The following is a 26,697-nucleotide window of genomic DNA, read 5'->3' on the forward strand; positions in this document are numbered from 1 at the left end:
CACGACCCTTGCAGGAGCGGGTGGATGTGATGGCCCGGTTCAGATTCCCCGGAGCGGAACGTCGCCAGTTCACCTTGGAGCTTGATCGCGATCTTCAGCTGTTGCGTTGGTACGCGATTGGTGTGCAGTCCATCGTCCTGCGCGAGGATGGGGCACGCAAGTTTGCGGAAATCACCACCGCTACTCCGATCCGGGATGAGTTCACGTTCAAGGCGGACTTTAGCCGTGCGACGTCCACGGCCGCAGGGGAACGAACCTCCCCTTATGTCGGAGCCCTGGCGACGCGGGTGGAAAGGGCTGTGGGTCTCCGAGCCTCCCCGTCATTGATCGTGTCACTCCTGGCCAGCCCGGATCTGGAGCGCCGGACGGACGCAAGTGCCACAGGACTCGGATACTGGATAGCGACGGGGCAGGCATCGCTGAAGTACAAGGTGGAGCCGGCACCGAATGGCGTGACCGGTGAAGTGGAAGCGGTCTATCAATTGAGCGCGGAGAAAGTGGAGATCCTCGCTGCCTTGACTTTGCACGCTGGTCGCTTGCCGCTCCACGAGGCCTACGTGCCTCTCGTCAAAGGCTATGAGGTGCAGAGTCTCACGGGTCCGGGCATCAAAAGCTGGCAGCGGGACGACACAGGAGTTTTTGTCCAGTTTGACGCGAGCGGATTGCGGGAGGTGCGTATCGTGCTGAGCCTGGCCCAGGTGCGTCCGCCGGGAACTGGTGCTGCTGCGGTGACGCTGCCAGCGGTAAGTGTGGAGGGAGTCTTGGGGCTCAAGGCAGTCGCCTATCTGGCCACGCATGCTGCCACGGAGACCCGCATTGGCCTCGTGCCAGGAACCAAGTGGAGGGAGTTCGATGTGACGACATCGAGGAGTGTGTTTTCCGTGACGGAGCCACAGATGGTAAAACGCGCTTTGCGTTGGGAATCACTGGACGCCAAGGAGGCGACGTTGTCGGACCTGCCTCCGGTTTCCCTGCTGCCGCAACCTGCCAAGTACGGTGTCAATGCCGTGCTCCTAGCCCAGGCGACGGATGCAGGATTGCTCTACTCCCAACAGGTAGGGGTGCAAATGGACCAAGGGATGCTGCGTGAGTTGAAACTCAGCCTGCCCGCCTCCCTGCCGGAGGCAAGGGTGCGAGGAGTCAATATGCGGGATGCCCAGTCCAAAGTGGTGGGAGACCGCCGGGAGTACACCGTGGGGTTCCAGAGCGATGTCTTGAACTCGACGGCGGTGACGCTGGACTGGGAACTGCCGCTGGAAGGGACGCAGGCGCTGCCCCTGGTGAAAGTGGAAGGGGCGTCTCGAGCCCGCCGGTTTTTCATTGTGGACAATGCATCTGCGAGTGAAGTGAAGTCTTCCCTGCAAGGGGTGGACGAGACGGTCGCCCAGAGTGTTCCTTACCTGCCGACGGCGCTGGGTCAGGCCCAGTACTTCCTGGGGCGCAACGAGCAGGCGGATGTGAAGCTCAGCTTCTCACGTACGGAGGCCACTGCAGGCAATGCCGCCATCGTCACTCTGGCGGACATTACCTCCGCCCTGCGTCCGAACGGAGAACGTTGGGAAACGGTGGTGTACTCCCTGGCCAATCGTTCACTTCAGTTCCTGCCGGTACGATTGCCGGAAGGGGCGGAGTTGGTTTCTGTCACGGTGGGCGGCGAGAGGGTGCGTGCGGACCTGGGAGAGCGCGACGGGAAGGCGCTGTTTCTTATTCCCCTGATTCAAATGCGGCCGGGTGAACTGTCCCAGCAGGTGCAGTTGATTTATCGTGTGAATGCCTCGAACCGGAAGGGATTGAAGGGGCGCACGAAGCTGGATGATCCTGAACTGGTCGGCCTCTCTGCAGAGCGCACTCTGTGGAATGTGTGGGTGCCGGAGAAATACGATCTGGGCTCCGTCGATGGCAACATGGAAGCTGTCGTCGAGGAAATCTATGAGGATGAAAAAGCCCAGCAGAAGCTGAGCGATGCGGTGCGGCTGAATCGTGTGGCGAGCTCGTCCAACATCAGTCAGGCGGACGCGCAAGAAGCCTTGGGGAATGCCGAGAAGCAACTGAAGGAACTCAAACAGTACCAGCAGAACAAGAAGAGCAGTTCCTACAACCGCAAGCCTTCCAAGATGAAGGGGAAGGAATTTGTCGCTGATGACGATGCTACCTTGTCCAAAAGCAACCGTCAGATCGAGGAGCAGCTGCAACAACAGACCCTCGTTTTGGATGAAAACCGCCTCAAGGTGCCGGTGATTGGGGTCCGATCGGGCAACGATGCGATCGTGCAGGGACAGTTTGACCCGCCCCAGATTCCACAGGGAGGGGTGAACCTCAACCAGTGGGCTGCCAACGGCGTGGCCGACAGTGGTCAATTCCGTGGCACTATAGGGGGCTTCGGCGCGGTGCCGCCTGTGGACAACACGGTGCTGAATGACAACGTGGCGGTGGACAACAAGTTCTTTGCAGCGGGCAAGCCGCAGAGTGAGCTCAAGGATGAGGCGGCGGGAGCTAAAAATGCAGAAGCAAAACCCGCTCCTACAAAAGGAGCCAACCTGGGAAGAGCCAACCTCTACAATTCCGCCGAGTCCCAGCAGATGGTCACGATCGTGGCGGGAACTGCCACGCAGGTGCCACTGCCGCAGACAGCGCAATCGAGCACGCCGTCCAATGCAAACGCCCCGATGGATGCGCCGTCGCTCACCACCGGCCCGGGGGCAGCTCTGGCCAATCGTGACCCCTTTGGAGACAAGCCCATTTCAACCGGCAGCTCCGCGGCGATCAGCCTGATGGAATCCGACCGAGAGATGGCAGATCGGTTTTCGCCGGCTTTGACTCCTGAAAGTGTCCAAGCAACGCCTGAATTGGAGCGCCATCTTCAGTACGGCTACAGCAACTACAACATTGGGGACTACGACGCAGCCATCCGGAGTTTCCAGGAGGCTCTACGGCTGGACAAGAACAACTCTGTTGCCCGTCGGGGCATGGAGCGTGCGGAACAGAAGCGCGGCCAGTATTTGGACACCGCTCGCGATCACCAACGCGCCCGGATGCTGAATGGTGTGAGCCAGGCTTTGGAAAGTCCTGTTCCTGCTGCCCCAGCAGCAGCAGACCCCTTTGCCGCCACTGCTCCTGGCGGCGCACCGCAGGATCCGTTCGCGCCGCATCAGCCACAACAGGCTCAGCAGCTCAAGCCGGCTGGTCGTCTCTCGCTTCCGGTGGATGTGCCGCTGTCCGGGACGGTGTATCACTTCCGCAAGCTCAAGGACCACGCTACTGTGGAAATGAAGATCTCCCGGCCATGGGAGCCTGCCCGCACCGCATCATTGTGGTCGTTGGTGGCAGGCTTGGCGGTGCTGGTCTCTGTCGAGGCGCTGCTGCGGGCGAGAAGAAAAAGAATGCAATAGAAGTTGCACAATGCATCAGGATGGGGACAAAATGCGGGACCAGAAGGGGACGGAGGACATAGAGATGCGTGTGACGAAGGCAAGGTTTGAGAAGGTGTGGACGGAACTGGGATTGGAAGGAGCGGCAGCGCCTTGGTTTGACCGGTTGATGACGGCGTATGGCCAGGTGGGACGGGCCTATCACAATGCTCGGCATCTCAACGAGTGCCTGGCGGGGTTCGATGCAGCCCGCCATCTGGTGAAGGATGCGCCCGCCGTTGAGTTTGCGCTCTGGTTCCATGATGCCGTGTACGATTCCCGCGCCACGGACAACGAGGAACGCAGTGCTGATCTGGCTCTGGAGTGTCTCCGGGAAGCAGGAAGCCGAGACGACACCCGAGGGGCGAAGATTCATGATCTGGTGATGCTGACCAAGACCCATCAGGCGGAGCCGGACACCGACGGTGCCGTGATGGTGGACCTGGATCTGGTCATCCTGGGACAGCTCTGGCCAAGGTTCGAGGAATACGACCGCGCCATCCGGCGGGAATATGACTGGGTGCCAGCCGAGCTCTATGCGCAAAAGCGCAGCGATGTGTTGCGAAAGTTCCTGCAGCGGAACTTCATCTACCGGACCCGGCTGTTCCGTGAGAAGTACGAGGCGCAGGCCCGGTCAAACCTGGTGAGAAAGCTGGAACTTTCGAAAATTGAGGGCGGAGCTTCGGTCGAGTCGGGGGTCGGAAGGCAATCCCGAGGAGGATCATGCGGCTGAGGATGGGGCGGGTGGCGTACTGAGGGGTGCAACGTATCAACTCAACGCTTCACCGATTTTACTCTCATGGAACACAGACTGCTTGGCGGATCCGGCCTGAAGGTGCCGGTATTGACTTTTGGCACCGGCACTTGGGGCGGGCGCACCGCCTTCTTCAAGGCCTGGGGAGGAAGTGATGTGGCAGAGGCCACAAAGATGGTGGACATCTGTCTGGAGGCCGGGCTGAACATGTTCGACACCGCCGACGTGTATTCGGATGGTCAGGCAGAAGAGATACTCGGCAAGGCGATTGAAGGCCGCCGTGACCAGGTGCTGATCTCTACGAAGGCCACGTTTCGCCTGGGCGACGGTCCCAATGATGTCGGGTCCTCTCGTCATCATTTGATCCGCTCAATCGAGGGCAGTCTGAAACGGCTGGGCACCGACTACATTGATCTCTTCCAGTTGCACGGTTTCGATGCGATGACTCCTATCGAGGAGACCTTGAGCACCCTCGACAACCTGGTGAAGGCGGGCAAGATTCGCTACCTGGGCTGTTCCAACTTTTCCGGCTGGCACCTCATGAAGTCGCTGGCGCTTGCGGACCGTTACGGTCTTGCCCGCTATGTGGCCAATCAGGCTTACTACTCTCTGATCGGACGTGAGTACGAATGGGAACTGATGCCGCTGGGACTGGATCAAAAGGTGGGTGCCATGGTGTGGAGTCCTCTGGGTTGGGGCCGACTGACCGGCAAATTGCGCCGGGGGCAGCCGCTGCCCGAGACCAGCCGCTTGCATGATACCGCCCAGTACGGGCCACAAGTACCTGACGAATACCTTTTCACCGTAGTGGATGCCCTGGACGCCGTGGCGCAGGAAACAGGCAAGTCCATCCCGCAGGTGGCGATCAACTGGCTGCTCCAACGTCCTACCGTCTCCAGCGTGATCATTGGAGCGCGCAACGAAGAGCAACTCCGCCAAAACCTAGGGGCAGTGGGCTGGAATCTCACCTCCGAACAAGTGGCCAAACTCGATGCTGCCAGCAAGGTTCCCGCGATCTATCCGTACTGGCATCAGCAGGGTTTTGAGCGGAATCCACCGCCGGTGGCGTGAGGGCGCAAGTTTGGGGGATTTCCTGATGAGGGAGCTGGAGAGCGGAAGGGTGGCAAGAAGGGGAAGCTTCAGCCACCCCGGAAAAACACCCGTCAGTCCGACAAAAGTGCCAGTGAATCCAATCGCCCAGTACGATCCATGGAGTGAGAATGGGAGTCGAATTCCCAGCCCGCATCAGACTCCGGTGTGGGCGGGGAGTTCACAAAAACCCCCACCGGTAGAACTCCATGAGATCCTCCGCCCAAACCTCCGAACCAGAAGTGTCGCTGACCAAGGTCACGAACCTCTTTGTGGATGCCGCCTTCATCAACCAGCTGGGTGTGAAGGAACTGACAAATGAGGAGGGTGTCTGCGAAGCTCTCGTGGAATTGCCGGCATGGATGGGCAAACCTCAACAATCCTTGCATGCTGTGGTGCAGGCCTCCCTGGCCGATCACGCTGCGAAAGGGGCGGTCAAGTCCGTGGTGTCGCCCGATACCACTGTGGTGCGCCTGGATTTCAAGCTCAAGTACCTTGAGACAGCGACCGGCCGGACGGTCAGGGCGGTTGCGAATGTGCTGCGGTGTTCTCGCAGCATCGCCGTGGTGGAGGTGGATATTTATTCCCAGGGTGCCGAGGTCGGTGAGGAGGCGCTGGTGGCGGTGGCCGAGGTGACACTGGTGGTGGAGGATGATGAGGCGCAGTTTCCTGAAACCCACTGTGCTTGTCTGGAGATCTGAGGCCGACGGAGTCGGAGACAGAAGACTGGAAGACGAAAGACCTGGGGGTCTTGGGAAAAAAGTAGTCCAGAGCTTTATCTCGTCAGTCGAGCCATTGAACGCTCCCAATACCGAGCTAAAGCTCTGGACTACTTTAGAGGAGCACGGCGGTAGTCTCTGCGAACATGGGTGTCCACAGGGCCATCCGATAGGACGCCGGGCCACGCACAGTCTGGAAGCCAGCCTCACTCATCTCTGAAAGAGATGTCTATCACAGCCCAGGGTTGGACGCGCCTCGAGCGAGTCTACCTTGGGTATCACCACCGCCAATGATCAGGAGGCCGACTGAGTGATCTTGGAATCCTGAGCAGGCTCGGAAACCCATGACGAGTTGCATGAGCGGCATGGCGACGCGACATCTCCCGCTTCGGTCTGTCGAAAACGCCGCGCGACTGAGCGGGGTTGGGAACCCCCGCCTCCTTTATTCCGAGCAATCGCGAACGTTCCCACGTGGCTTGCACATCCTGGACTCCAGCGACTGATGCCGATTGCCAATCGGCGGCACAGCAGATGGCCAATCTGCGCTACGTGTCCGCCCGCCGATCACCTCAGGTCTTCTGTCTTTCGTCTTCCAGTCTTCTGCCTCTACCCGACCCTCACCGCACAATGCTTGTAGGAGGGCTGCCTGCTGTACGGATCCACCACGCTCAGCGTCAACTGATTCACCTGTGCGTCATGCATGGGCAGGAAGACTTGGCCGGGGCGCATGGTGGTGCTGATACGGGCCTGGGCGGTGATGCTGGCACGACGCGAACTCACCGCAACCATCTGGCCGTCCCGGATCTTCAAGGCAAGGGCGTCTTCGGGATGGATATCCAACATGAGCACCGCAGGGTGCAGCTTGCGCAGGATGGCGGACTTGCCGGTGCGCGTCTGGGTGTGCCACTGTGCGGAGGTGCCGCGACCGGTGAGCAGCACTAGAGGATACTCAGCGTCCGGAGGTTCGGGTACGGCGCGTGGGGCCTCGTACACAAACTTCGCCCGACCGTCAGGGGTGTAGTATTTGCCATCCTCAAACAGGCGACGCTCTTTGCCGGGCTCATCTCCCGGGCGCAGGGGCCACTGCATGCCGCCATGGCTTTCCAGCATGTCATAGCCTTCGATGCCGGTGATCTCACAGGGCTGTCCTTTGGTCACCTGCTGAAGGCGCTCAAACACCGCTTCGGGTGAGGTCCAGGAACGAAACATCGAGGCGCAGCCCCAATACTCGGCGATAAGGCGGAAGATGTGAAAGTCTGCCAACGCTTGGCCGGGGGCTCGGCTCACCTTGCGGGAGATGCCGATGCGACGCTCGGAGTTGATGAAGGTGCCTTCTTTCTCTCCCCAGCCGGCAGCCGGCAGGACGAGATGCGCCAGTTGAGCACTCTCTGTGGTGGCATACATGTCCTGCACCACAAAGAAGTCGAGCTTCTGCAGCACCTCCCGAATGCGCTTCTGCTGGATCCACGAGTGAGCGGCATTGGTGGCGATCATCCAGAGGCCCTTGATGCGACCTTCCTCAATGCCCTGCACGATCTGGTCGTAAGCCAGGCTGGGTTTCTGCGGGATACGATCTTCGGGAATGTCCAGCGCCTGGGCCACCTTGGCGCGGTGCTCTGCCTTGGTAAAGTCATGTCCACCAATGAGGTTGGTCGTGTTGGAGAACAGACGGGACCCCATGGCGTTGCACTGTCCGGTGATGGAGTTGGCCCCGGTGCCGGGACGGCCGATATTGCCGGTCATCAGCGCGATGTTGATGATGGCCTGCGCCGTGCGCGTGGCCTCATGCCCCTGATTGACTCCCATGGTCCACCAGAAGGAGACGGTCTTCCCGTTTGCGATCGTTTCCGCGAACTTGAGGAACTCCTGCTCGCTGAGCCCTAGCGAAGCGTAGTGCTGCTCCGGAGCGTAGTCTTTGAGGAACTCGCAGAAGCCCTCGTAGCCGTTCGTGTGGGCCGCGATGTATTCCGGCTTCACGTGGCCGTGCTTCACCAGCCAGTGAGCCAGGCAGTAGAAGAGGAGCAGGTCAGACTTGGGGAGGATCGGCAGATGCTGGGTGGCGGCCATGGCCGTTTCCGTCTTCCGCGGATCCACCACAATGATTTCTGGCTGGTTCGGATTGGACAGCACCCGCTGCCACATGATGGGGTGGGCGATGCACGGGTTCGCACCAATAAACACCAGCACGTCCCCCTGCTCGTAGTCCGCGTAGGTGTAGGGCGGGGCGTCGAAGCCGAAGCTTTCCTTGTACGCCGCCACGGCGGTGGCCATGCACTGGCGGGTGTTGCCATCGCCATGCACCATGCCCATGCCAAACTTGGCCAGGGCACCCAGGAAGGCCATCTCCTCCACCATGATCTGGCCGGTACTGAGGAAGGCCACAGACTCGCGCCCGTGCTGGTCCATGATGGCCTCAAACTTCCGGCAAAAGACCTGCATGGCGGTGTCCCAGTCCACGGCTTCACCATGGAGCAGGGGAGTGGTGGCGCGATCTGGAGCGTAGAGGGGCGTCAGTGCCTCCCAGCCTTTCGGGCACGCCATGCCCAGGTTCACAGGGTACTGCGTGTTGGGCGTGAGATTGATGGCCTGGCCCTTTTCATCCAGGTGGATCTTCAGGCCACAGCCGGTGGAGCAGAAGCCACACACCGCGTGGGCCACGGAGACTGGCTGGGTGCGGGAGGGCAGGCTACCGAGGCCAAATTTGGCAGGCTCCAGCACCAGTTCCTTGGTCATGGGGCCGTTGAAGGCCCGGATCAGTTCAGGGAGACGCGCGCTCATGTTCATTCCAGTGAGGGGTCGATCAATGATGATGCGGAGTCATCGGCACCCCGGGCATCCGGGTGGCGACTCCGCCGGCGAAGTAGAGATGACGCTCGATCACCTGGGAGGCGAAGGTCGTCACGAGTGAGATGGTGGCCCAGGCCGCAATGAGGTTGCCCACATTGCCCATGGCGAGGAATCCAAACACCGTGGAGATGATGAAGAGGAGCACCCGCACCTGCAGGGCGCTTTGTGCCAGGGTGGCCAGGGTCTTGGCGGAGCGATGGCAGGGATGGTGGCTGTTGCCGAGGGCAGTGGATTGCAGCGACCACTCATACACGAAGAGGCCTGTGCGGAAGACGATGGCCGCAGCGGCAAAGAGGGTGGCGTACACTGGCCCGCCCTGCCACAGGCCCAGCATCTGCAGCCAGCCCAGCACGGCGGCCGCACTGGCACTGCCCAGCAGCACCGTGGTACCGAAAAACTTGGCAAAGGTGATGGGCGCAGCCCAGTAGGTGCGGCGCGTGTCCACATACACCATGCAGGAGCAGAAGACACTGGCCAGACCCGCGGCGACCGTCAGGCCGACCAGCGCAGGATGATTGAACCACCAGGCGATCGCTCCGATCTTGAAGAACCCGCCAAAGGCCATGACCTCACGGCTGAGCCAGGATTTGCGCCAGCCCAGGAAGGCCCGCCAGGCGCGGAAGGGTTGCCCCAGGTGCAGCACACTGGTGCCCAGACCAGCCGCCAGTACCACCAGTGCTGCCAGGCTGAGGGCCTGCATCTTCGCGGGCTCCACCCACGAGCAGAGGGCGGCGATGAAAATGCCCGTGGCCATCTGGGTCAGCACCAGCATCCAGGCCAGGGGTGCGTGCATCTCCTCCAGTTGCAGCTCCCCGTCATGCTGGGGCCGTGCGAAGTCGGGAATCGGCTTCGAGGAAACATAGCTCGTGGTGGGATGCGTGTAGGAGGAGTCAAAAGCTCCTGGCAGCAGGCGTTTGCCCGGCTTGCGAGTGGCCTCCTTCACCACGTCCATCTTCACAATGCGGATGGCAATCGCGCCGTTCGGGCAGGACTGCACACAGGCGGGAGCCTCACCCACCGCCAGACGCTGCTGGCACATGTCGCACTTGCGCACAATGCCGCGCTTGGGGTTGTACTTGGGCACATCGTACGGACACTTCAGGATGCAGTACGAGCAGCCGATGCACTGGTCATCCAGGTGGCGCACGATGCCGGTTTCCTCATCCTTTTCATAGGCCAGCACCGGGCAGCCGTTGGCGCAGGCCGGGTCTGTGCAGTGGTGGCACGCCGTGGTAACGGTCTGTAGATAAGGCTCGTCCCGGCATCCGGCCAGCGCCCCCATGTCCCGCCAGCTCTCGTGCTCATCCAGCCCGTTCATGGAGTGGCAGGCGGCCACGCAGGCCTTGCAACCGGTGCACTGGTCCAGATTCACCTCGAACGCGTACTGCTCCCCCTTGAGAGGCTTGCTCAGGGGGATCAGGTTTTTGTAATAACGTGCCTGGAGCGGCTCATCATGAGCCTGGTCATGCCACTCGGAGAACTTCGACACCGCCGTGGAAAAGTCCTGCTGTTCGGCAAGGAGCTTGTCCACGAGTGAGGTGCGGTGGTCGAGGGTCATTTCTGAAGTGAAAAGTTAAGAGTGATAAGTGAAAAGTCTGAGAGGGCAGGAGGGTTCTTTCGCGGAACCCATCCCCTTTATCCCATCGCTTCTGAGAACAGCACCTGCAGATCGCCGACCGAGTGCCGGTTGCAGAACTTGTGGAAGCTCTCCTCCGGCTGGCGTTTGGCGAGGTAGGTCTTGAGCATCGCCTCCAGTGTGGTGCCGAGGGATTCATAGGGCACGGCGCTGAAGATCTGGCGGCCGACCATGCGGTTCTCACCAAACCCACCGCCGACGGTGACGTGGTAGCCTTCGCCGGACTCGCCCTTGGCCTTGGTGCCGAGGAGGCCGATATCACCCATGAAGTGCTGGGCGCAGCTGTGCGCGCAGCCGGTGAAGTGGATGTTCACCGGGGTGTCCAGCTTCACGCGCTTGTCCAGGTAGTCCATCATGGCGATGGCGTGGCCCTTGGTGTCGCTGGCTGCATATTTGCAGTAGCGGTTGCCGGTGCAGGCTACGAAACCGTTGCGCAGCGGGCTCTGATCTGTGGGGAAGCCCAGCTTGCGAAGCGCCTTGCTGGCCGTGGCCACGAAGGCGGTCGGCACATTAGGAACGATGAAGTTCTGCCACACGGTCAGGCGGATCTCGCCGGTGCCGTAGCTGTCGGCGATGTCCGCGATGCGCTCCAGCTGCCGGGCCGTGAGCTGGCCCACGGGCACGCTGGCACCGATGTAGTGCAGGCCTTCCTGCTTCTGCGGGTACGCTCCCACATGGGAGTGACCCTGCTGGGAGAAACGACGGGGCAACTGGAGGGGCGAGTCAGGTGCCAGACTTTGCAGAGTGTATCCCAGCACCGCTTCCACGTCATTGCGGAAGCCATCGAGTCCCCGCCCCTCCAGCAAATACTTCAGCCGGGCCTTCTTGCGATTGGTCCGGTCGCCATCGCGGATGAACACGCGCACGATGGCAAGAATCACTTTGTTCAGCTCCTCAGGCTTCACGAGCACACCCCAGTCGCTGGCGAAGGTCTTGTGACCGGTCACGCCGCCCAGGCCGATGCGGAACCACAGGCCGGGCTCGATGCCCTGGTCGTTCGCACCAATCTCCACTGCGGTGGCGCCGATGTCATTGGTGTCCTCCACGCTGCTCACCAGCCCCCCGCCGTCGTAGGCAATGTTGAACTTGCGAGGCAGGTCGTAGAACTCCTTGCTGGCGATGATGTGGGTGGCCAGCTCATTCACATACGGGCGCACATCCACGAGCTCGTACGGGTCATAGCCCGCACAGGGGTTCATGGTAATATTGCGGATGTTGTCCCCGCCGGCGCCCTTGGAGTGCAGACCCACGGACTGGATGCGGCGCAGCACTTCCGGGCAGTTCTTGGGCTCGATGAGCCGGATCTGGAAGTTGTTCCGCGTGGTGATCTGGATGTAGCCGGTGGTCAGCTCGCGGGAGATCGCCGCCAGCTCGCGGAGCTGGAAGGATTTCACAATGCCACCGGGGATGCGCAGGCGGCACATGTAGCCGTCCTTCACCGGGGAGAGCCAGAAGAGGCCATTCCACTTGTTGCGGAAGACGGTCTCCGGCTCAGGGGCGGCGTTCCACCGGGCATCGATGATGAGCTGCTCGATGGCGTCAAAGGGATGCACATCACGCTTGATGCGCTCCTCCTTGGTGAGGTCTTCCAGGTTCACTCGCGGCTCTGCGGAAGGCGGGGCCATGGGCATGGGTGCCATGTCTCCGAAGCTCACGCCGCGGGCCTGGAGCGCGGCGAAGAATCCTTCGAGGTAGCGCTTCTGATCGGTGCTGAAGTCTTGGGTTGCAGGAGCCACGGTGCGGGAGGGTGGGGGAAGAAGTTCAGTAGACATCGCGGGCATAGCGTTTGGTTTTCTTCAGGTCGGCCACATAGGCCGCGGCTTCGTCGGCGGACTTGCCGCCCTGCTGCTGGATGATGGTGTGGAGCGCGGCGTCCACGTCCTTGGCCATGCGGGAGGCATCTCCGCACACATAGAAATGGGCCCCCTCCTCCAGCCAGCGCCAGAGCTCGGCAGCGTGCTCAAGCATCCGGGTCTGCACATAGATCTTCTCCGCCTGGTCGCGGGAGAAGGCGAGGTCCAGTCGGGTAAGGAAGCCGCTTTTGTGCCAAGCCTGGATCTGGCTGCGGTAGAGGAAGTCGGTCGCCTCCTTCTGATCGCCGAAGAAGAGCCAGTTCTTTCCTGGAGCTCCGGTGGCTTCACGCTCCTCAAGAAAGGCGCGGAAGGGGGCGATGCCCGTGCCGGGGCCCACCATGATCATCGGCTTGGAGGCATCCGCCGGCACGCGGAAGTGCTTGGACGTGTGAACGAAGACGCCGGTGGGGGCACCGACCTCCAGGCGGTCCGCCAGGAAGGTGGAGCAGACACCCTTGTGCGCCACGCCGTCCTTCTCGTAGCGCACGGCACCCACGCAGAGGTGCACCTCATCCGGGTGCGCCTTCGGGCTGGAGGCGATGGAATAAAGCCGGGGCTGGAGCTTGCGGAGCCCGGAGATGAAGTCCGTGGCCGCGGGGGCTTTCTCGGGAGTGACGCCCAGCAGGTTGCGCACCTCATAGGCGGTCTGCAGAGCCGTCTTGAGCGGGGCCTCGCTGCCATCGGGCAGGGGCACAGGAGTTTCAGGGTCCAACCCATGGGCGGCGATGATGGTGGCCACCACCTCCGGGCAGTTCTGGGTGAAGACGCCCAGGGCATCCCCGGTTTCATACACCAGACCGCTGTCCTTCAGCGAGAAGGCGATGTGGCGGGTGTCCTTGGACGAGCCCTGTTGGTTGAGTTCCAGATTGCCGATTAGCGCGGCGGGAAAGGGGTTCTTCTTCGAGTAGCCGGTGGCTTCCTCCTGCACCGGAGCCGGGACTGCGGCGGGTGCGGGAGCGGCCACTGCGGCACCAGCCGAGGCCGGACCGGCGGACTCCAGGGATTTGAAGACGCCTTCGCTCCAGGTCTTGGCAAGTTCATCGAACTCCACATCGCAGTCCACCCGTGGGTGAATGCGGGAGGCGCCGAGCTGCTCGAGGCGTTCGTCGAGCTTGCGACCGGCGAGGCAGAAGGTATCACCATAGTTCAGATCACCCAGGGCCAGCACGGAGTAGCGCAGGCCGTCCAGCTTGGGGGAAGATCCGTTCTGGTTCAGGCCATCCCAGAAGCTCACCGCATTGTCCGGCATATCCCCCTCACCCCAGGTGCTGGTGATGATGATGAGATTCTTCTCAGCAGCGAGCCCCGCGGGTTGCAGGGCGTCCAGACCGGCGGCGCGTGCGGCAAAGCCACGACCAGAGGCTTCCTTGACCAGCTTCTTGGCCAGGGATTCGGCATTGCCGCTCTGGCTGCCGAACGCGATGAGGAGCGGGAGCTTCTCCACGGCCGGGGCCGGGCTGCCCAGAGCAGGTGCGCCGCTCTGGCCCTGACTGAGGATGCCGGCCAGGAAGCCGTTGAGCCAGGCTCGTTGATCAGAGGTGAAGGGGGCGCTCTCAGGAATGATGGGAACGGTGGTCATGTGGGTCGGGAAAGCTTGGGGTTCGAGGTATCTTCGAGGCGGCAGGCGGGGAAGCGCACGGGGCGGTCAGTTCATCTCATCGGCGGGAGAGGAGCTGCAGAAGCAGCCAGAGCACGGTGAAAAGCAGGAGGAAGAAACCGGTGCGATAGAAACCGAGCGGGTTGCGCTCCAGCAGGGAGGTGCCGCGCTCGTGGAAGGGTTCCACCTTGTTCGGGTGGGCCAGGTCAAAGGTGAGCTCCGAGTAGTGCTGGTAGCGGCACTCGGGATCGATGGAAATGGCGCGCAGCACAATGGCCTCCAGCCACGGTGGGATGTTGGCATTCAGCCGGGTGGGGGACTTGGGCGCGCTAAATGACGGCGTCTGGAAGCGCTCGATGCGGCCATAGGGCAGCCGTCCGGTGAGCGCCTGGAAGAGCGTCACCCCCATGGCAAAGATCTCCGTGCGCTCGCTCACCGGTGCGCCGTGGAAGCGCTCCGGGGCCAGATAGCTGGCCGTGCCGGCGCGGGAGGTGACAGAGAAGATCTCCGCAGCGCTGCCCAGATCCACCAGCTTGAAGCTCAGCGCATCGCCCTCGCGCAGCACCAGCACGTTCTCCGGCTTGATGTCGCCATGCACGATGTCCAGCTTGAGCAGCGCCGCGGCAGAGCGGGAGAGGAAACTACCGAGCGCCAGCGCCTCGTCCACATGCAGGCGGCGGGTCGTGAGGAGCGTCGCCAGACTGGGCGCGTTTACAAACTCCATCACGTAATACCGCGCTGTGGCCCCGGCAGGCTCCTCAGCGCGGACAAAGAAGTCGTTCTTGATGCGGGTGGCGTTCCACACCTCGCGCAGATAGGCGTTCAGGTGCTGCTCGCTTTCCAGGGCCTCCACGGGCGCGAACTTCAGCACCACCTGGATGCCATCCTTTTCGGCGAGCCAGACGCGTCCGCCGATCTGCAGGGGCCGGAGGAGTTCGTAGCCGTCGAGCACCTCCCCTTTGGCAAGGGCAGTCGGGATGGTGAGGCTGCGTTCACTCATGGCCCGCAGTTTTCCGGTTTCGGCAATATCGATGACAATGGCGCTCATGTCATCGAGCGTTTCATCACTGGCGGCCGCGCGCGCGGTCTTCACAATGCTGCGGGCCGAGCTGCGGCCCTCCAGCGCCGTGGCCAGGCCGGCCACCTCGTAGTGATTGCTCACCCCATCGGAGCAGAGGAAGGCCACATCGCCATCCCGTACCTCCGTTTCAAACACATGCGGATCCAGCTCCGGGGCCATGCCCAGGGCCTTCGTCAGCACGTTGCGGCGCTCTTCATCCACGTGATCTTCAGAGAGCACCAGCATGCCACCCTGGCGACCCAGGCAGATGCGGGAGTCGCCCACATTCACACCATAGAGGCGGTCGCCTTCGATCACCGCCACGGCCAGGGTGGAGACCATCTCCGGCCGTTCAAAGCGGGCCATGGACTCCTGATAGAACATGCGGTTGAGCAGCTTTGTGAACTCCTCCAGCGCTCTCGCAGGTTCCCAGGACTTCGGCCGGGCATGGTAGTGGCTCACCAGGGAGCTCACCGCCCGCTGTGCCGCCTCCCGGGCGGGCTCCCCGGTGCCGGCCCCGTCTGCCAGCACGGCGATGACGGTGTCACCCCAGGACTTCACGGCAAAGGCGTCGGAGGAAGGGGTGTCCTTCTCCCGGGCCATGCCGTAGATGCTGGGGTGAATCTTCATGCGTCGACCGTCAACTAAAAGGTAGTGTAAGAAGAGTGAGTTATAGGAAACTAGATGCGGGCCTCGGTGAGCGCGCCCCAGGTGGTGCGCCAGCGGTTCTTCACCAGCGCCAGGCCGCAGATGGCCAGCACGCAGAGACCGGCAAAGACCAGGAAGCCCACGCTACAGGAGCCGGTGGCGTTTTTGGCGTAGCCCAGGGAGGTGGCCAGGTAGAAGCCGCCCACGCCGCCGCCGCAACCCACCAGGCCTGTCATGACACCCAGATCCTTGCCGAAGCGCTGGGGCAGGAGCTGGAAGACGGAGCCGTTCGCCATGCCCAGCGCCCCGCTGATGACCAGAAAGATGGCCAGGTTGCCATACTCATGGTGCGTGAAGGCCGCTGCCACCAGGCCGATGGCCGCCAGTGAGTAGAAGGCAAGCAGCGAGCGGATGCCGCCGAACCGGTCTGCCACGCCGCCACCCACCGGGCGGAGGATGGCGCCGATGAAGGTGCAGGCCGCGGCGTAGTCACCCGCGTGCACGGCGGTGAGGCCGAACTCACTCTTGAAGTAGAGCACGTAGTAGCTGGCCAGACCCACGAAACCGCCGAAGCTGACCGTGTAGTAGAAGCAGAACCAGTGGGCGTCCTTCTCCTTCAGCAGGTTCACATAGTCGCGGATCTTCTTCTTCTTGAACTCACCAGGAGCCTCCTTGGAGATGAGGATGTAGGCGATGAAGACCAGGATGGCGGGGATCAAGGAAAAACCAAACACGCTCTGCCAGCCGTAGGCATTGGCCAGACGCGGGGCGATCAGGCTGTCCAGCACCACGCCCACATTGCCCGCACCCGCCAGGCCCATCACCACACCCTGCAGGCGCGGCGGATACCAGCGACCTGCCTGTGGCAGCGCCACGGCGAAGCTGGCCCCGGCGAAGCCGAGTACAAAGCCGAGCGTGAGCACGGTGGCAAAGCTCTGCACCCCCAGCAGCCAGGCTCCGGCCAGGCCCAGCATCACAATGATCTGTGCCAGGATCCCGGTCGTCTTGGCACCGATGCGGTCCACCAGCATGCCCAGCACGAGGCGGAGGATGGCCCCGGAAAGGATCGGCACGGCCACCATCAGGCCCTTCTGCCCGGCATCCAGATGCAGGGACTCCCCGATCTGCGCTCCCAGCGGACCCAGCACGGTCCACACCATGAAGCTGAAGTCAAAGTACAGGAAGGTGGTGAGCAAGGTGGGCCAGTGCCCGGAGTTCTTGAGGTCGGCGAATTTCATGCGGTGACGGTTGCAGGTGTGGAAGCGTGCGTGCGGCGAGGTTTGCGGATGGCGGTGGGAGTCGCCCGGGTTTTGGCCTGGGCGTTTTGCGTTTTCTTTGAGGAAGTCTTCTTCAGGGCGCGGTGGTAGATGTCCGTGCGCCAGCAGGCGGCGGAGGCCTGGGCGGCCACGTCCTTGAGCTCCGGCGGGATCAGGCCGTGGCGGACGAACTCACCCAGCAGCCAGCCGGCCTTCTCCAGCGTGGGGACGTTGGCATCCCGCCGGTGGAAGATGTGGAAGTTCGAGGCATCACGCAGCTGCTTGGTGCCATCATCAAAAGGGCCGATGAGGGACAGGCGCAGAATGCCGGGATCCACGCGCAGGTGGCCGCCGCCGGTGAGGATCTCGACGATGCGCGGGCGGTTCTCCGGTTTGTCGCAGTATTCGCAGGCCTCCTGGAGGGCGCGGATCATCGCATTCAGCGCCTCAGGCTTCTTCGCGGCGAAGTGCTCCGTGGTGAGGAGGATCTTCTCCGGATGGCCGGGCATGATGTCCTCACTGATGGCAGGGCACCAACCGGTGCCGTGCGCGATGGAGAGGGAGTTCCAGGGTTCACCCACGCAGTAGCCATCGATGAGGCCCGCGTTCAGAGAACCAGCCATTTGAGTGGGGGGCAGCACCACTAGGCGCACATCGCGGTCAGGATCAATGCCCCCGCTCTTCAGCCAGCGGCGGATGAGGAAATTATGCGAGGACGTGCGAGCGACGATGGCAAAGGTGAAAAGACTCTGTGGCGTGCTGCGGATGAGCTTCTGCAGGGATTGGGCATCCCGCACCCCACGGTGCCAGAGATTCATGCTCAGGGTGATGGCATCGCCATGCAGGTTGAAGACGAACGGGCAGATGGCCGGGCAGACCGCGCCCTCCAGCCCGAGGCGGAGAGAGAGGGCCAGACCAGCGATGGAGTGGGCGGCATCGATCTGCCCGTAGAGGATCTTTTCCCGGATGGTGGCCCAGCCGACCTCCCGGCTCAGCTCCACCTCCACCCCGTGTTTCTCAAACAAGCCCAGCTCATCCGCAATGAGCAGCGGGGCACAGTCGGCCAGGGCAATGAAGCCTACACGCACCTTGCTGGGGGCGGGCTTGGAGCTCAGGGCTGGGGTGGATGTGGTGGAATTCACGGTGCAGATCAATGCATGCCGTGTGCCATTCGTGAATAAAATGCGTGAGCGATTCATCGCAATTTTCAGGATATTGATGAATTTCGTTCATGAGTGGCCGGTCATGGAAAACCCCTCTGACCCCAAGGGCCAGAGGGGTTCCACGACACACAACAACAAACTGAACGATTAACTGACTGACTGAGAACGGGTGGTGCGATTAGAAGTCGAACGTGGCCTGCACGTAGACGAAGTCCGCATCATCCGCAGCACCGGTGGCCTTGGCATAGTCCCCGGTGAAGAAGTGGCTGTACCCGGCCAGGAAGCTGAGGTTTTTCGTCGCCTTCCAGGAGGCGGTGAAGTCCAGTTCCGTGCCTACGAAGTCGCTCGCGCTGCTCTTCACAGGGCGCACGGCCGTCACGCCATTGGCGCGGTACCAGGCGTCGTTGGTGTCAGCCAGGAAGAAGGCGTGGTAGTCCAGTTGCAGCTTGACCGTCTTGATCGGCTGAACGGAGAAGCTGATCGCGGGGTTGTGAATGTTCTGCCAGGAGAAGAAGTCCATGTAGCCGTAGAACTTGTGGTTCGTGGGGAACAGGTTCTGGAAGGTGTCCACATCACCGTCGGTGGCATTGCTGTCACCGGTGGCAAAGTTGTACTCGGCAAAGAGGCGGGGCTTCCACGCGCTCTTGGTCCACACATAACCGAATCCCCAGTGGCCCGCGAAGGCGCTGAGGTCCTTGCCCTTCACCTCACCGAACTGCGCAGCCATCTCCGTTTCGAAGTCCCAGCCGCCTGTCTTGGTGACATCCGCCTTCACGCGGGTGCCCAGCGTGGCGAAGTTGGTGTCGCCCACGAGGTATTCCTCATGCAGATGCAGGGCGTAGAAGTCCGTGGTGGAGCCCAGAGGGCAGAGCGCCGCGGTGCTCAGGTAGATGCCGCTGAAGACCTGATTGCGGCCGGTTTCGTTGCCGTCAAAGAGGTCACTGTAGTTGAAGTCATCGCTGTCGGGCACCACCACTGTGGCGGCGAAGGCCTCGATGCTCCAGTCCTTGGTGCCGTAGTGGAACTTCACCGCATCAAAGGTGCGGCCGAGGTTGTTCCAGTCGAAGCTGCCGATGAGGCGCTCGTCTCCGTAGCTGAGGATCTGGCGGCCGATCGTGACGTTCAGGTCCTTGGGCCCGATCTTGATGTAGGCCTGGCGCAGGTCGATGGCGTCATCGCCTTCCGCTCCCATCACGCCCGGTTCATTGGGGCGGTCGGAGTCGAGTTCGAGGGAACTTTGCCCCTGCACGTAGAAGCTGAGGTAGTCCGTGGGGGAGACCTTGATGCCGACCCGGGCACGCTGGAGCAGCCAGGAGTCATCGGTCAGGGAGTCAACGCCGTCGTTGAAGTCGAAGTTGTTCTCTCGGTACTCGAAGCGGAGCCGCTCCTGGAAGTCGAAGGTGACGATCTTGGGCTCCGGTGGCGGGATGACCACGGCCTTCGGGTTCTTGGCCGCTGGCTCACCAGCGAGGCTGAGGCCGGCGGAGGCGGCGGCGAGCAGCGGGATGACGAGTGCTTGTTTCATGTGAGTATGTGTTGAGAGCACGAGTTGAGTTGAGTTGAGTCGGGTTGTTGCAGCAGTTTATTTGGCGCGGGAGTTTGAGGGGATCCCCGGGTGGCCTTGCGACGGCCGGGAAAAGGCATGGGAAGGGCGTGGGGTGAAGGAGTTCACCCTGGCGGTTATGGGAAACTAGTGGGGCGCGATCGGGCGCTATGCGGCAGAGGTCTGCAGCTTCATTCCGGCCGGGCTGATGTGCGGGTGGGAGGCCAGCTCCGCCGCCATGTCGGGCGAGGGCCGGAAGTTCGGGTCCTTGCTCGGGCGCAGATGAGAGCGCTCATTCAGGAAGGTGATGAGGTGCTCACGCAGCTCATAGTATTGCGGATCTTCCATGATGACCTTCCGCTCGCGCGGCCGGGCAAAGGGGATGCGCAGGATGTCGCCCACCTCGGCCTCGGGGCCGTCGGTCATCATGACCACGCGGTCACTCAGGAAGATGGCCTCATCCACATCATGCGTCACCATCAGGGTGGTGATGCGGAACTTGCGCCACAGCTCCAGCAGCACCTGTTGGAGCTCGAACCGTGTCAGCGCGTCCAGCATGCCGAAGGGTTCGTCCAGGAGCAGCATCTTCGGCTGGAGGGCGAAGGCGCGGGCGATGCCCACACGCTGCCGCATGCCCTGGGACAGCTCGCCGGGGTACTTGTGCATGGAGTCGGACAGACCCACCACGCTCAGGTAGTACTCCGTGATCTGGCGGCGCTCCGCCTTGCTCGCGGTGAAGTACACCTGGTTCACGCCCAGCATCACGTTTTCAAACGCCGTCTGCCAGGGCAGCAGGCAGGGCGCCTGGAAGACCACGCCGCGGTCCGGGCCGGGGTCGGTAGTTTCCCGGCCTGCCAGGATGATGCCGCCCTTGGTCACCTCACTGAGGCCGGCCACCATGGAGAGCACGGTGGACTTGCCGCAGCCGGAGTGGCCGATGAGCGTGGCGAACTCGCCCTCCTCCAGCTTGAGGTTGAAGTCTTTGACAATGACGGCCTCTCCACCGCCCGGGGCCGGGTAGGCCTTCCAGAGCCGGGAGATTTCCAGCAGAGTCTTCTTGTGTGGGGAAACGGAAACGGTGCTCATCATGATGCGACTTCAAGTTCTTCGCGTTTTTCCTCGGACCGACGACGGGGGCCGCGGCGGGTCAGGTACTGGATGGAGTTCGGCGTGGAGATGTCCTCGGGGAGGATGTCGGGCAGGACCAGCTTCTTGCTCACGGTGGTGCGGCTCTTTTCCTTGGCGGCCAGCAGCAGGTTGATGAGCTGGTTGCGCAGGGCCTTGAACTGCGGGTCGTGGTTGATCGCGCTGCGGTCGCGGGGGCGGGCCAGCGGGATGTCGATGGCCTGGCCCAGCGTGGCCGGGGCGGTGGGGAGCAGGGGAATGACGCGGTCCGCCAGGAGAATGGCCTCGTCCGGGTCATTGGTGATCCACACCACCGTCTTGCGGGAGCTCTGCCAGATCTCGCTGATGTCATCCTGCAGGTTGGCCCGCGTCAGCGCGTCCAGGGCGCTCAGGGGCTCATCCAGCAGCAGCACCCGGGAGTCCATGGCCAGGGCGCGGGCTACGGAGACACGCTGGCGCATGCCGCCGGAGAGCTCACGGGGTAGTTTGCCCGCCGCCTTGGTCAGCTTCACCATGGCGATGTATTTGGCAATGTGGGCGGACTTCTGCTCCTGACTCCACGTGGGGAAGACGCTGTCCACCGCGAGGGCGATGTTTTCCGTTACCGTCAGCCAGGGGAGGAGGGAGTAGTTCTGGAAGACCAGGCCGCGGTCCGGCCCGGGACCGGTGATGGGCTTGCCATCCAGCAGCACCTCGCCGCTGTCGGGCTTCAGCAGCCCGGCCAGCATGTTGATGAAGGTGGTCTTGCCCGAGCCGGAGTAGCCCACGATGGCGACGAACTCGCCCTCCCGGACCTCCAGACTGATATCGCGCAGCACCTCCGTACGGGCCCCTTTGGACCCGTAGCCCTTGCTGACGTTCTTGAGTGAGAGAATGGGTTGGGACATGACCTGGTAAAAGGGGATGGGGGTTTAGGAAACTCGCATCAGGCCGTCTTCAGCTTCGACTCCGCGAGGCTCATGAGGCGGTCGAGGACATAACCGACGAGACCGATTACGTTAATGCAAAGGATGATGTGGGCGAAGCTGTTGGCGTTGTACTGCTGCCAGAGGAAACCGCCCACTCCGGGGCGACCGGTGAGCATCTCGACTGCCACGATCACCAGCCAGGCGATCCCCAGGCTGAGGCGGAAGCCGGTGAACATGTAGGGCAGGGTGGCGGGCACCAGCACCTTCCACAGCGTCTTGGTGCGGGAGAGCTTCAGCACCTTGGCCACATTCAGGTAGTCCTGCGGCACGGCGCGCACGCCCACCGCCGTGTTCATCACCGTGGGCCACATGGCGCAGATGGCGATGGTGAAGAGAGCCGCCGCGTCGGAGGCACCAAAGGTGGTGCGTCCGCCAGCATCCATGACCTTCACCCCGCTGAAGAGGATCATGCCCAGGGGCAGCCAGGCCAGCGGGGAGACCGGGCGCAGAATCTGGATGATGGGGTCAAACGCCATGGAGAACTTCTTGGACAGGCCCAGCAGGAATCCAATGGGGGTTCCAATCAGAAGTGCAAGGAAATAACCTTGCGCCACCAGTTTCAGGGACAGCCAGGTGAACCGCAGAATGCCCTGGTCCAGTTCGCCACGCTTGGCGAACGGGTCAGTGATGTACGCCTTGCTCGCCGTCCAGGTCTCCACCGGGGTGGGGAGATCGGCAGAGATGCCGCTGCGTTTCGTCACCTTCACCGTGTCGCCCCAGTCGTCGGTCTTGACGGTGGTGACGGATTTTCCGGCAATCACGTACCAGATCAGGCAGCATCCGAGGATGGCCAGCGCCGGCAGCATGACGGACTCAAGCTTGAATTTCTGGAACAGGTTCAGGTTCATCTGCGGTTCAGTGGGGTGGGGTGGGCTTAGGCTTTGAGGCTCTTGATGGCGAAGTTGGCGGCATAGGCCTCCAGGTCGGCCTTGGGATCAAAGACGCTGCCGTCGAAGAAGGACTCGGGCTTGTCGTCGGCCCCGCCGTGGGCGTAGCCGATTTCCTTCATGGCTTCTTCGTAGATGTCGCCGCGCATCACCTGCTTGGTCACGGCTGCGTAGTCCGGTGCGCCTGGGGTGAAGCCCCAGCGGCGGAGCTGGGTCAGCCACCAGAGGCCGTACTTGGCCTGTGGGTAGTTGCAGTTGCGGTCGCTGAAGGTCATGTAGTTCGGGTCGCGGAAGCGGCGGCCGTCGCCCATGTCGTACTTGCCCTGCAGACGGGGCAGGATGATTTCCGGCGGGCAGTTGATGTAGGTGGCCGCGCTCACGATGCTGGCCTGCTCCTCGCGGTTCTCCATCTTGTCCAGCCACACGCTGGCCTCGTGCAGACCCTTGAGCACCGCTTTCACGGTCTTGGGATTTTTTTCCGCGAACTCCTGGGTGAAGGCGCACACCTTTTCCGGGTGATCCTTCCAGATCGCCTGGGTGGTGATGGAGGTGAAGCCGATGTCGTCCACGATGCTGCGGGCATTCCAGGGCTCGCCCACGCAGAAGCCGTCCATCTGGCCCACCTTCATGTTCGCCACCATCTGGGGCGGCGGGATGGTGATGAGGGACACGTCCGCGCCAGCCCCGCTCGCGTCACCGGGGTGGATGCCGCCCGCCGCCAGATAGTAGCGCATCCACATGGCGTGGGTGCCCGGCGGGAAGGTCATGGCAAAGGTCATCGGCTTGCCCGCCGCCTTGGCTTCATCCACAAAGGGCTTCAGCGCCTTGGGATCGGCCGCCACCTTGCCCTTCAGCTCTTTCTTGAGCGTGATGGCCTGGCCATTGCGGTTGAGCAGCCACGGGACAATCATAGGCTTCTTGGGCGCGCCTCCCAGTCCCATGGTGGAAGCAATAGGCATGCCGATCAGCATGTGGGTCGCCTGCAGGTCCCCGTTCGAGAGCGAGTCGCGAATCGCGGCCCAGCTCGCCCCCTTGCTCACTTTGGAGTTGATGCCGTACTTCTTGAAGAGCCCTTTTTCATGAGCAATCACGATGCTCGAGCAGTCCGTGAGGGCGATGATGCCCAGGTTCACATCTTTGACTTCCGGGGAGTCATCGGCAAAGGCGGAGCCGACCCAGCCTGCGGGCAGGCCGGAGAACAACGCGCTGGCGCCCAGGGCCTTGGTGGTCTTCCGGATCATTTCGCGGCGGGTGAGGCCGGCTTCGGGGAGCATCTTCATGGAGAGGTGTTGGGAGGGTGGAGATGAAGGAGGGATGAGTCTGGCTAATGAAAAATGCAGAATGCGCTCTTGCGGCTGTTTTGAACTGCACGGCACGTGCCACCGCCGTGCCAAGAATGAAAAACCGCTCGACAACTTCTTAACGCCAAGTATGAATTTCATTCATAGATGGATTCTCCGCTCCTCGATTCGCGTCAGCTCCGTGCCTTCACCGTCCTTGCTCGTGAGGGGAGCTTTACCCAGGCCGGGAGGTCCCTGCATTTGACGCAATCGGCCATCAGTCACGCCATCCGCGCCCTGGAGGAGGATCTGGGCTGCATGCTCTTTCACCGGCAGGGAAAGCGCGTTTTGCTCACCCATCATGGCCGCGAACTGCTGCGTCATGCGGAGGAAATTCAACGCCAGATGGCCCTGGCCCGTGCCAGCCTCGGCGCGCTGGATCAGAATCCGCGTGGTCAGATTCGCATCGGATCCACGCCTGCGGCTTCGCAGTTCATCCTGCCCACCGTGCTGCGGGAGTTTAAGGACTCCTTCCCCTTATATAGCATCTCCGTCGTGCCCGGGGAGACTCCGGACACCCTGCAACGCCTGGAAGAAGGCGTGCTCGATCTCGCCGTCTGCCTGCGTCCGCGCGATGTCGCCCGCGTGGACTGCCGTCCGTTGTTTGAAGATGAGCTCGTCTTCCTTGCCAGCCCCCTCCATCCCTGGGCCCAGCAGCATCCCAAGACCAAGGATCTCGCCGGCGAGACCTACATCATCTCCAGCCGGAACAGCTCCACGTTCGAGATGATTGGTGAATATTTCCTGAAACTCGGCGTCCGCCCCAAGTCCTTCATCGAACTCGGCAACACCGAGGCCATCAAGGAACTCGTCAAACTCGGCCTAGGCGTCGCCATGGTCGCCGCCTGGACCGCGCCCGCGGAAATCAAGTCCGGGGAGCTGGTGTCGCTGCCCTTGGTGCGTTCAAGGATCAAGCGCCAATGGGTTGTGGCCCATATGAAGCAGAAGCCCGTGTCGCTGGCTGAGCAGACGTTTATGACGTTGTGCGAGCAGGTTGGGGAGCAACTGGCGCGGTAGCGCGAATTGAAAAGTCGTAAGTAAAAAGTGGAGCCGGCGTTGCCGGAGACACAAGACAGCCAGACTCCAGACGCAAGACCTGAGGTCTGGGACCAAAGTAGTAATGCACTTTTGTGCGCTCAGTCGCGCCATCCAGCGCTGAGGTTGCCGAGCTAAAGCTCCACACTACTTTGCGTCAGCGAAGCCATTCGTAACTGCTTGTAGTTCAAACTTTAGTTTGCGAATTCACGGCATCCAATAGCCCTCCGCCCGAATCAGATCCTCACACAAAAGCACAAAGACACCAAGCTTTCGGAGAAGTCACACAGGCATCCTCGATTTGGCGCAATCGATCAGTGTAGAAATCCATCCACCGCCTACCTTTCACCGAATGCCCCCGCGCCCTCGAACCGTCACCATCGCCGTGGTCTGTCTGGCCCTCAGCTTCGTCCCTGGCCTTGCCACCTGGATCTTCACCGGCCGCTGGGACCTGCCCTCCACCTGGTTCCTCGCGCTTGCAATATGCGTATTGCTCTGGCTCAACCTGACCGCCCTCTATCAAGGCCGGAACTGGGTGCGTTGGCTCAATCTCCTCCTGATTGCTGTGGGGTTGCTCGCCCTTCGCACTCTCTTTGCCGTGCCGTCGAATGCCAGCTTTCCATGGGTCCCGGTCTCCCAGACCTTCTTGCAGGCCGTGACCCTCATCTGCCTGCTCCTGCCCTCCTCAAGTCAGTGGTACTCGCAAGTGACCGAAGTCCGACGATTGAGGAAACGCGCCGCCGCGTAGCGCAGACTGGCAGTCTGCTGTACCGCCGATTTGCAATCGGCATGACACTGAGGCGCCACGAGAGCCACGAAGCCGCGCCAACAGACTTTGCAAACAATCATCTCCTGAAGACTCCAGCAGAACTATGTGCGGATCTCAAGACCTACGCTGACTTATAATAACACTCATGCCAGGTGTTTTGACCGCATTTGGTGCAGGGCAGAAGTCGCTTGGGATTTCCACTGGCCTTCCAGCGGATGCCGCCTCGCTCCCACACCGATTGTTCCTGACCACAAGGGCAGCGGAGCATCCATTGGCGGGAATCTGCCTCCATGCTGGTGGACCAAGAGGCAGGCAGCAGGCACTTGAAAAGCCGTTGGGTGAAGCTTTCGGGCATGCTGTGCCCTTTAGCAAAGTTTGCGCTTTGAGCAAGTGAAACGTATGAGCCCATGCCCTCTTGCTTCGCAACGGCATTGGTCTTGTCAGATCCATCCATCTGGTCTCCGCGGAGGGTGCCGGTGGTAACTCCCAGTTGGGATCGTGCTTTCAGGTCAAAGGGTATCGCCACTCTGCTGCTGCATCAGCAATCCTTGGTAGAGGGAGATGACGCGGGAGGCTTCGGGGCCGGATTCCTCCAGGAGTTCGACGCGGAAGGTGCGGAGGCCAACTCCGTAGAGCATTTCATAAAAGCGGGCCCCGATCTGGGGGACCGCGTGGAAGAGGGTGTTGAGCGGGTGCTCCATGTCGCTGCGGCCGCGCAGGTTGACCTTGTGGCGCCCGAAGGGGCGGCCGCAGTCCAGGAAGGTGCTGCCGGTGACATGAAGGAGGCAAAGACGGAGTGCTCAATGTGAAACATGGGTATGTGCTGGTGGAGTGTGAGCTCGAACCAGGTGGGGGAGCATTTGGCGAGGTGAGGCGGGGGGAAGTGAAAAGTCGTAAGTAAAAAGTGAAAAGTGGAGCCGGCTTTGCCGGAGACACAAGACATCCAGACGCCCGGCACAAGACCTGAGGTCTGGAACCCAAAGTAGTAATGCACTTCAGTG

19 protein-coding genes are annotated in these 26,697 nt (G+C 61.9%); 6 read left to right on the top strand and 13 right to left on the bottom strand.

Annotated elements, in window-relative coordinates:
- The 4 genes from BV034_RS09780 to BV034_RS09795 form a co-directional block, all read left to right on the top strand.
- A partial coding sequence (locus tag BV034_RS09780; protein WP_050026504.1) for a tetratricopeptide repeat protein occupies nt 1-3,389 on the top strand: 3,389 nt, incomplete at its 5' end.
- Between the two features lie 64 nt (nt 3,390-3,453).
- Nucleotides 3,454-4,140: a hypothetical protein gene (locus tag BV034_RS09785; RefSeq protein ID WP_265592821.1), complete on the top strand. Its 687-nt coding sequence runs from the start codon at nt 3,454-3,456 to the stop codon at nt 4,138-4,140.
- Nucleotides 4,141-4,206: 66 nt separating this feature from the next.
- The gene (locus BV034_RS09790; protein ID WP_050026508.1) at nt 4,207-5,232 is read left to right on the top strand and encodes an aldo/keto reductase; all 1,026 of its coding nucleotides are present in this window, start codon (nt 4,207-4,209) and stop codon (nt 5,230-5,232) included.
- Between the two features lie 227 nt (nt 5,233-5,459).
- A complete protein-coding gene (locus tag BV034_RS09795; protein ID WP_050026510.1) occupies nt 5,460-5,951 on the top strand; it encodes a PaaI family thioesterase in 492 nt (163 codons plus the stop codon).
- Nucleotides 5,952-6,575: 624 nt separating this feature from the next.
- Here BV034_RS09795 and BV034_RS09800 read toward each other — a convergent pair.
- The 12 genes from BV034_RS09800 to BV034_RS09855 form a co-directional block, all read right to left on the bottom strand.
- A complete protein-coding gene (locus BV034_RS09800; RefSeq protein ID WP_050026512.1) occupies nt 6,576-8,753 on the bottom strand; it encodes a nitrate reductase in 2,178 nt (725 codons plus the stop codon).
- 16 nt (nt 8,754-8,769) lie between these two features.
- A complete protein-coding gene (locus BV034_RS09805; protein WP_050026513.1) occupies nt 8,770-10,374 on the bottom strand; it encodes a DmsC/YnfH family molybdoenzyme membrane anchor subunit in 1,605 nt (534 codons plus the stop codon).
- Between the two features lie 77 nt (nt 10,375-10,451).
- Complete coding sequence (locus BV034_RS09810; RefSeq protein ID WP_050026515.1) at nt 10,452-12,224, bottom strand: NirA family protein; 1,773 nt, start codon at nt 12,222-12,224, stop codon at nt 10,452-10,454.
- Nucleotides 12,214-13,884 carry a flavodoxin domain-containing protein gene (locus tag BV034_RS09815; RefSeq protein ID WP_050026517.1) on the bottom strand — a complete coding sequence of 557 codons (1,671 nt, stop codon included), beginning with the start codon at nt 13,882-13,884 and terminating at the stop codon, nt 12,214-12,216. The genes BV034_RS09810 and BV034_RS09815 overlap by 11 nt, the downstream gene beginning before the upstream one ends.
- Nucleotides 13,885-13,960: 76 nt before the next feature.
- A complete protein-coding gene (locus BV034_RS09820; protein WP_050026519.1) occupies nt 13,961-15,592 on the bottom strand; it encodes a bifunctional protein-serine/threonine kinase/phosphatase in 1,632 nt (543 codons plus the stop codon).
- A gap of 50 nt (nt 15,593-15,642) precedes the next feature.
- Nucleotides 15,643-16,848: a nitrate/nitrite transporter gene (locus tag BV034_RS09825; protein ID WP_050026521.1), complete on the bottom strand. Its 1,206-nt coding sequence runs from the start codon at nt 16,846-16,848 to the stop codon at nt 15,643-15,645.
- Nucleotides 16,845-18,008: a CmpA/NrtA family ABC transporter substrate-binding protein gene (locus BV034_RS09830; RefSeq protein ID WP_265592823.1), complete on the bottom strand. Its 1,164-nt coding sequence runs from the start codon at nt 18,006-18,008 to the stop codon at nt 16,845-16,847. Before BV034_RS09830 ends, BV034_RS09825 begins: the two co-directional genes overlap by 4 nt.
- Nucleotides 18,009-18,207: 199 nt before the next feature.
- Nucleotides 18,208-19,554, bottom strand: a complete 1,347-nt coding sequence (locus BV034_RS09835) for an alginate export family protein (RefSeq protein WP_050026527.1) — start codon at nt 19,552-19,554, stop codon at nt 18,208-18,210.
- A 186-nt stretch (nt 19,555-19,740) separates the two neighbouring features.
- On the bottom strand, nt 19,741-20,658 hold the full coding sequence (locus BV034_RS09840) for an ABC transporter ATP-binding protein (RefSeq protein ID WP_050026528.1): 918 nt from the start codon (nt 20,656-20,658) through the stop codon (nt 19,741-19,743).
- Nucleotides 20,658-21,584, bottom strand: coding sequence for an ABC transporter ATP-binding protein (locus BV034_RS09845; protein WP_050026530.1), 927 nt, complete (start codon nt 21,582-21,584; stop codon nt 20,658-20,660). The genes BV034_RS09840 and BV034_RS09845 overlap by 1 nt, the downstream gene beginning before the upstream one ends.
- 38 nt (nt 21,585-21,622) lie before the next feature.
- Nucleotides 21,623-22,513, bottom strand: a complete 891-nt coding sequence (ntrB, locus tag BV034_RS09850) for a nitrate ABC transporter permease (RefSeq protein WP_050026532.1) — start codon at nt 22,511-22,513, stop codon at nt 21,623-21,625.
- 26 nt (nt 22,514-22,539) lie between these two features.
- Entirely contained in the window at nt 22,540-23,832 is a 1,293-nt protein-coding gene (locus tag BV034_RS09855; RefSeq protein ID WP_050026533.1) for a CmpA/NrtA family ABC transporter substrate-binding protein, read from the bottom strand.
- Nucleotides 23,833-24,000: 168 nt separating this feature from the next.
- Here BV034_RS09855 and BV034_RS09860 point away from each other — a divergent pair, with 168 nt between their 5' ends.
- Nucleotides 24,001-24,909 (top strand): LysR family transcriptional regulator, encoded by a 909-nt coding sequence (locus BV034_RS09860; RefSeq protein ID WP_050026535.1) that lies wholly within the window; start codon nt 24,001-24,003, stop codon nt 24,907-24,909.
- A 370-nt stretch (nt 24,910-25,279) separates the two neighbouring features.
- Nucleotides 25,280-25,675 (top strand): hypothetical protein, encoded by a 396-nt coding sequence (locus tag BV034_RS09865; RefSeq protein WP_050026537.1) that lies wholly within the window; start codon nt 25,280-25,282, stop codon nt 25,673-25,675.
- Between the two features lie 530 nt (nt 25,676-26,205).
- Here BV034_RS09865 and BV034_RS35895 read toward each other — a convergent pair.
- Nucleotides 26,206-26,397, bottom strand: coding sequence for a hypothetical protein (locus tag BV034_RS35895; protein ID WP_265592825.1), 192 nt, complete (start codon nt 26,395-26,397; stop codon nt 26,206-26,208).
- Nucleotides 26,398-26,697: the final 300 nt, after the last annotated feature.

It is taken from the genome of Verrucomicrobium sp. BvORR034 (genome assembly GCF_000739635.1).
Taxonomy (GTDB): Bacteria; Verrucomicrobiota; Verrucomicrobiia; order Verrucomicrobiales; family Verrucomicrobiaceae; genus Verrucomicrobium.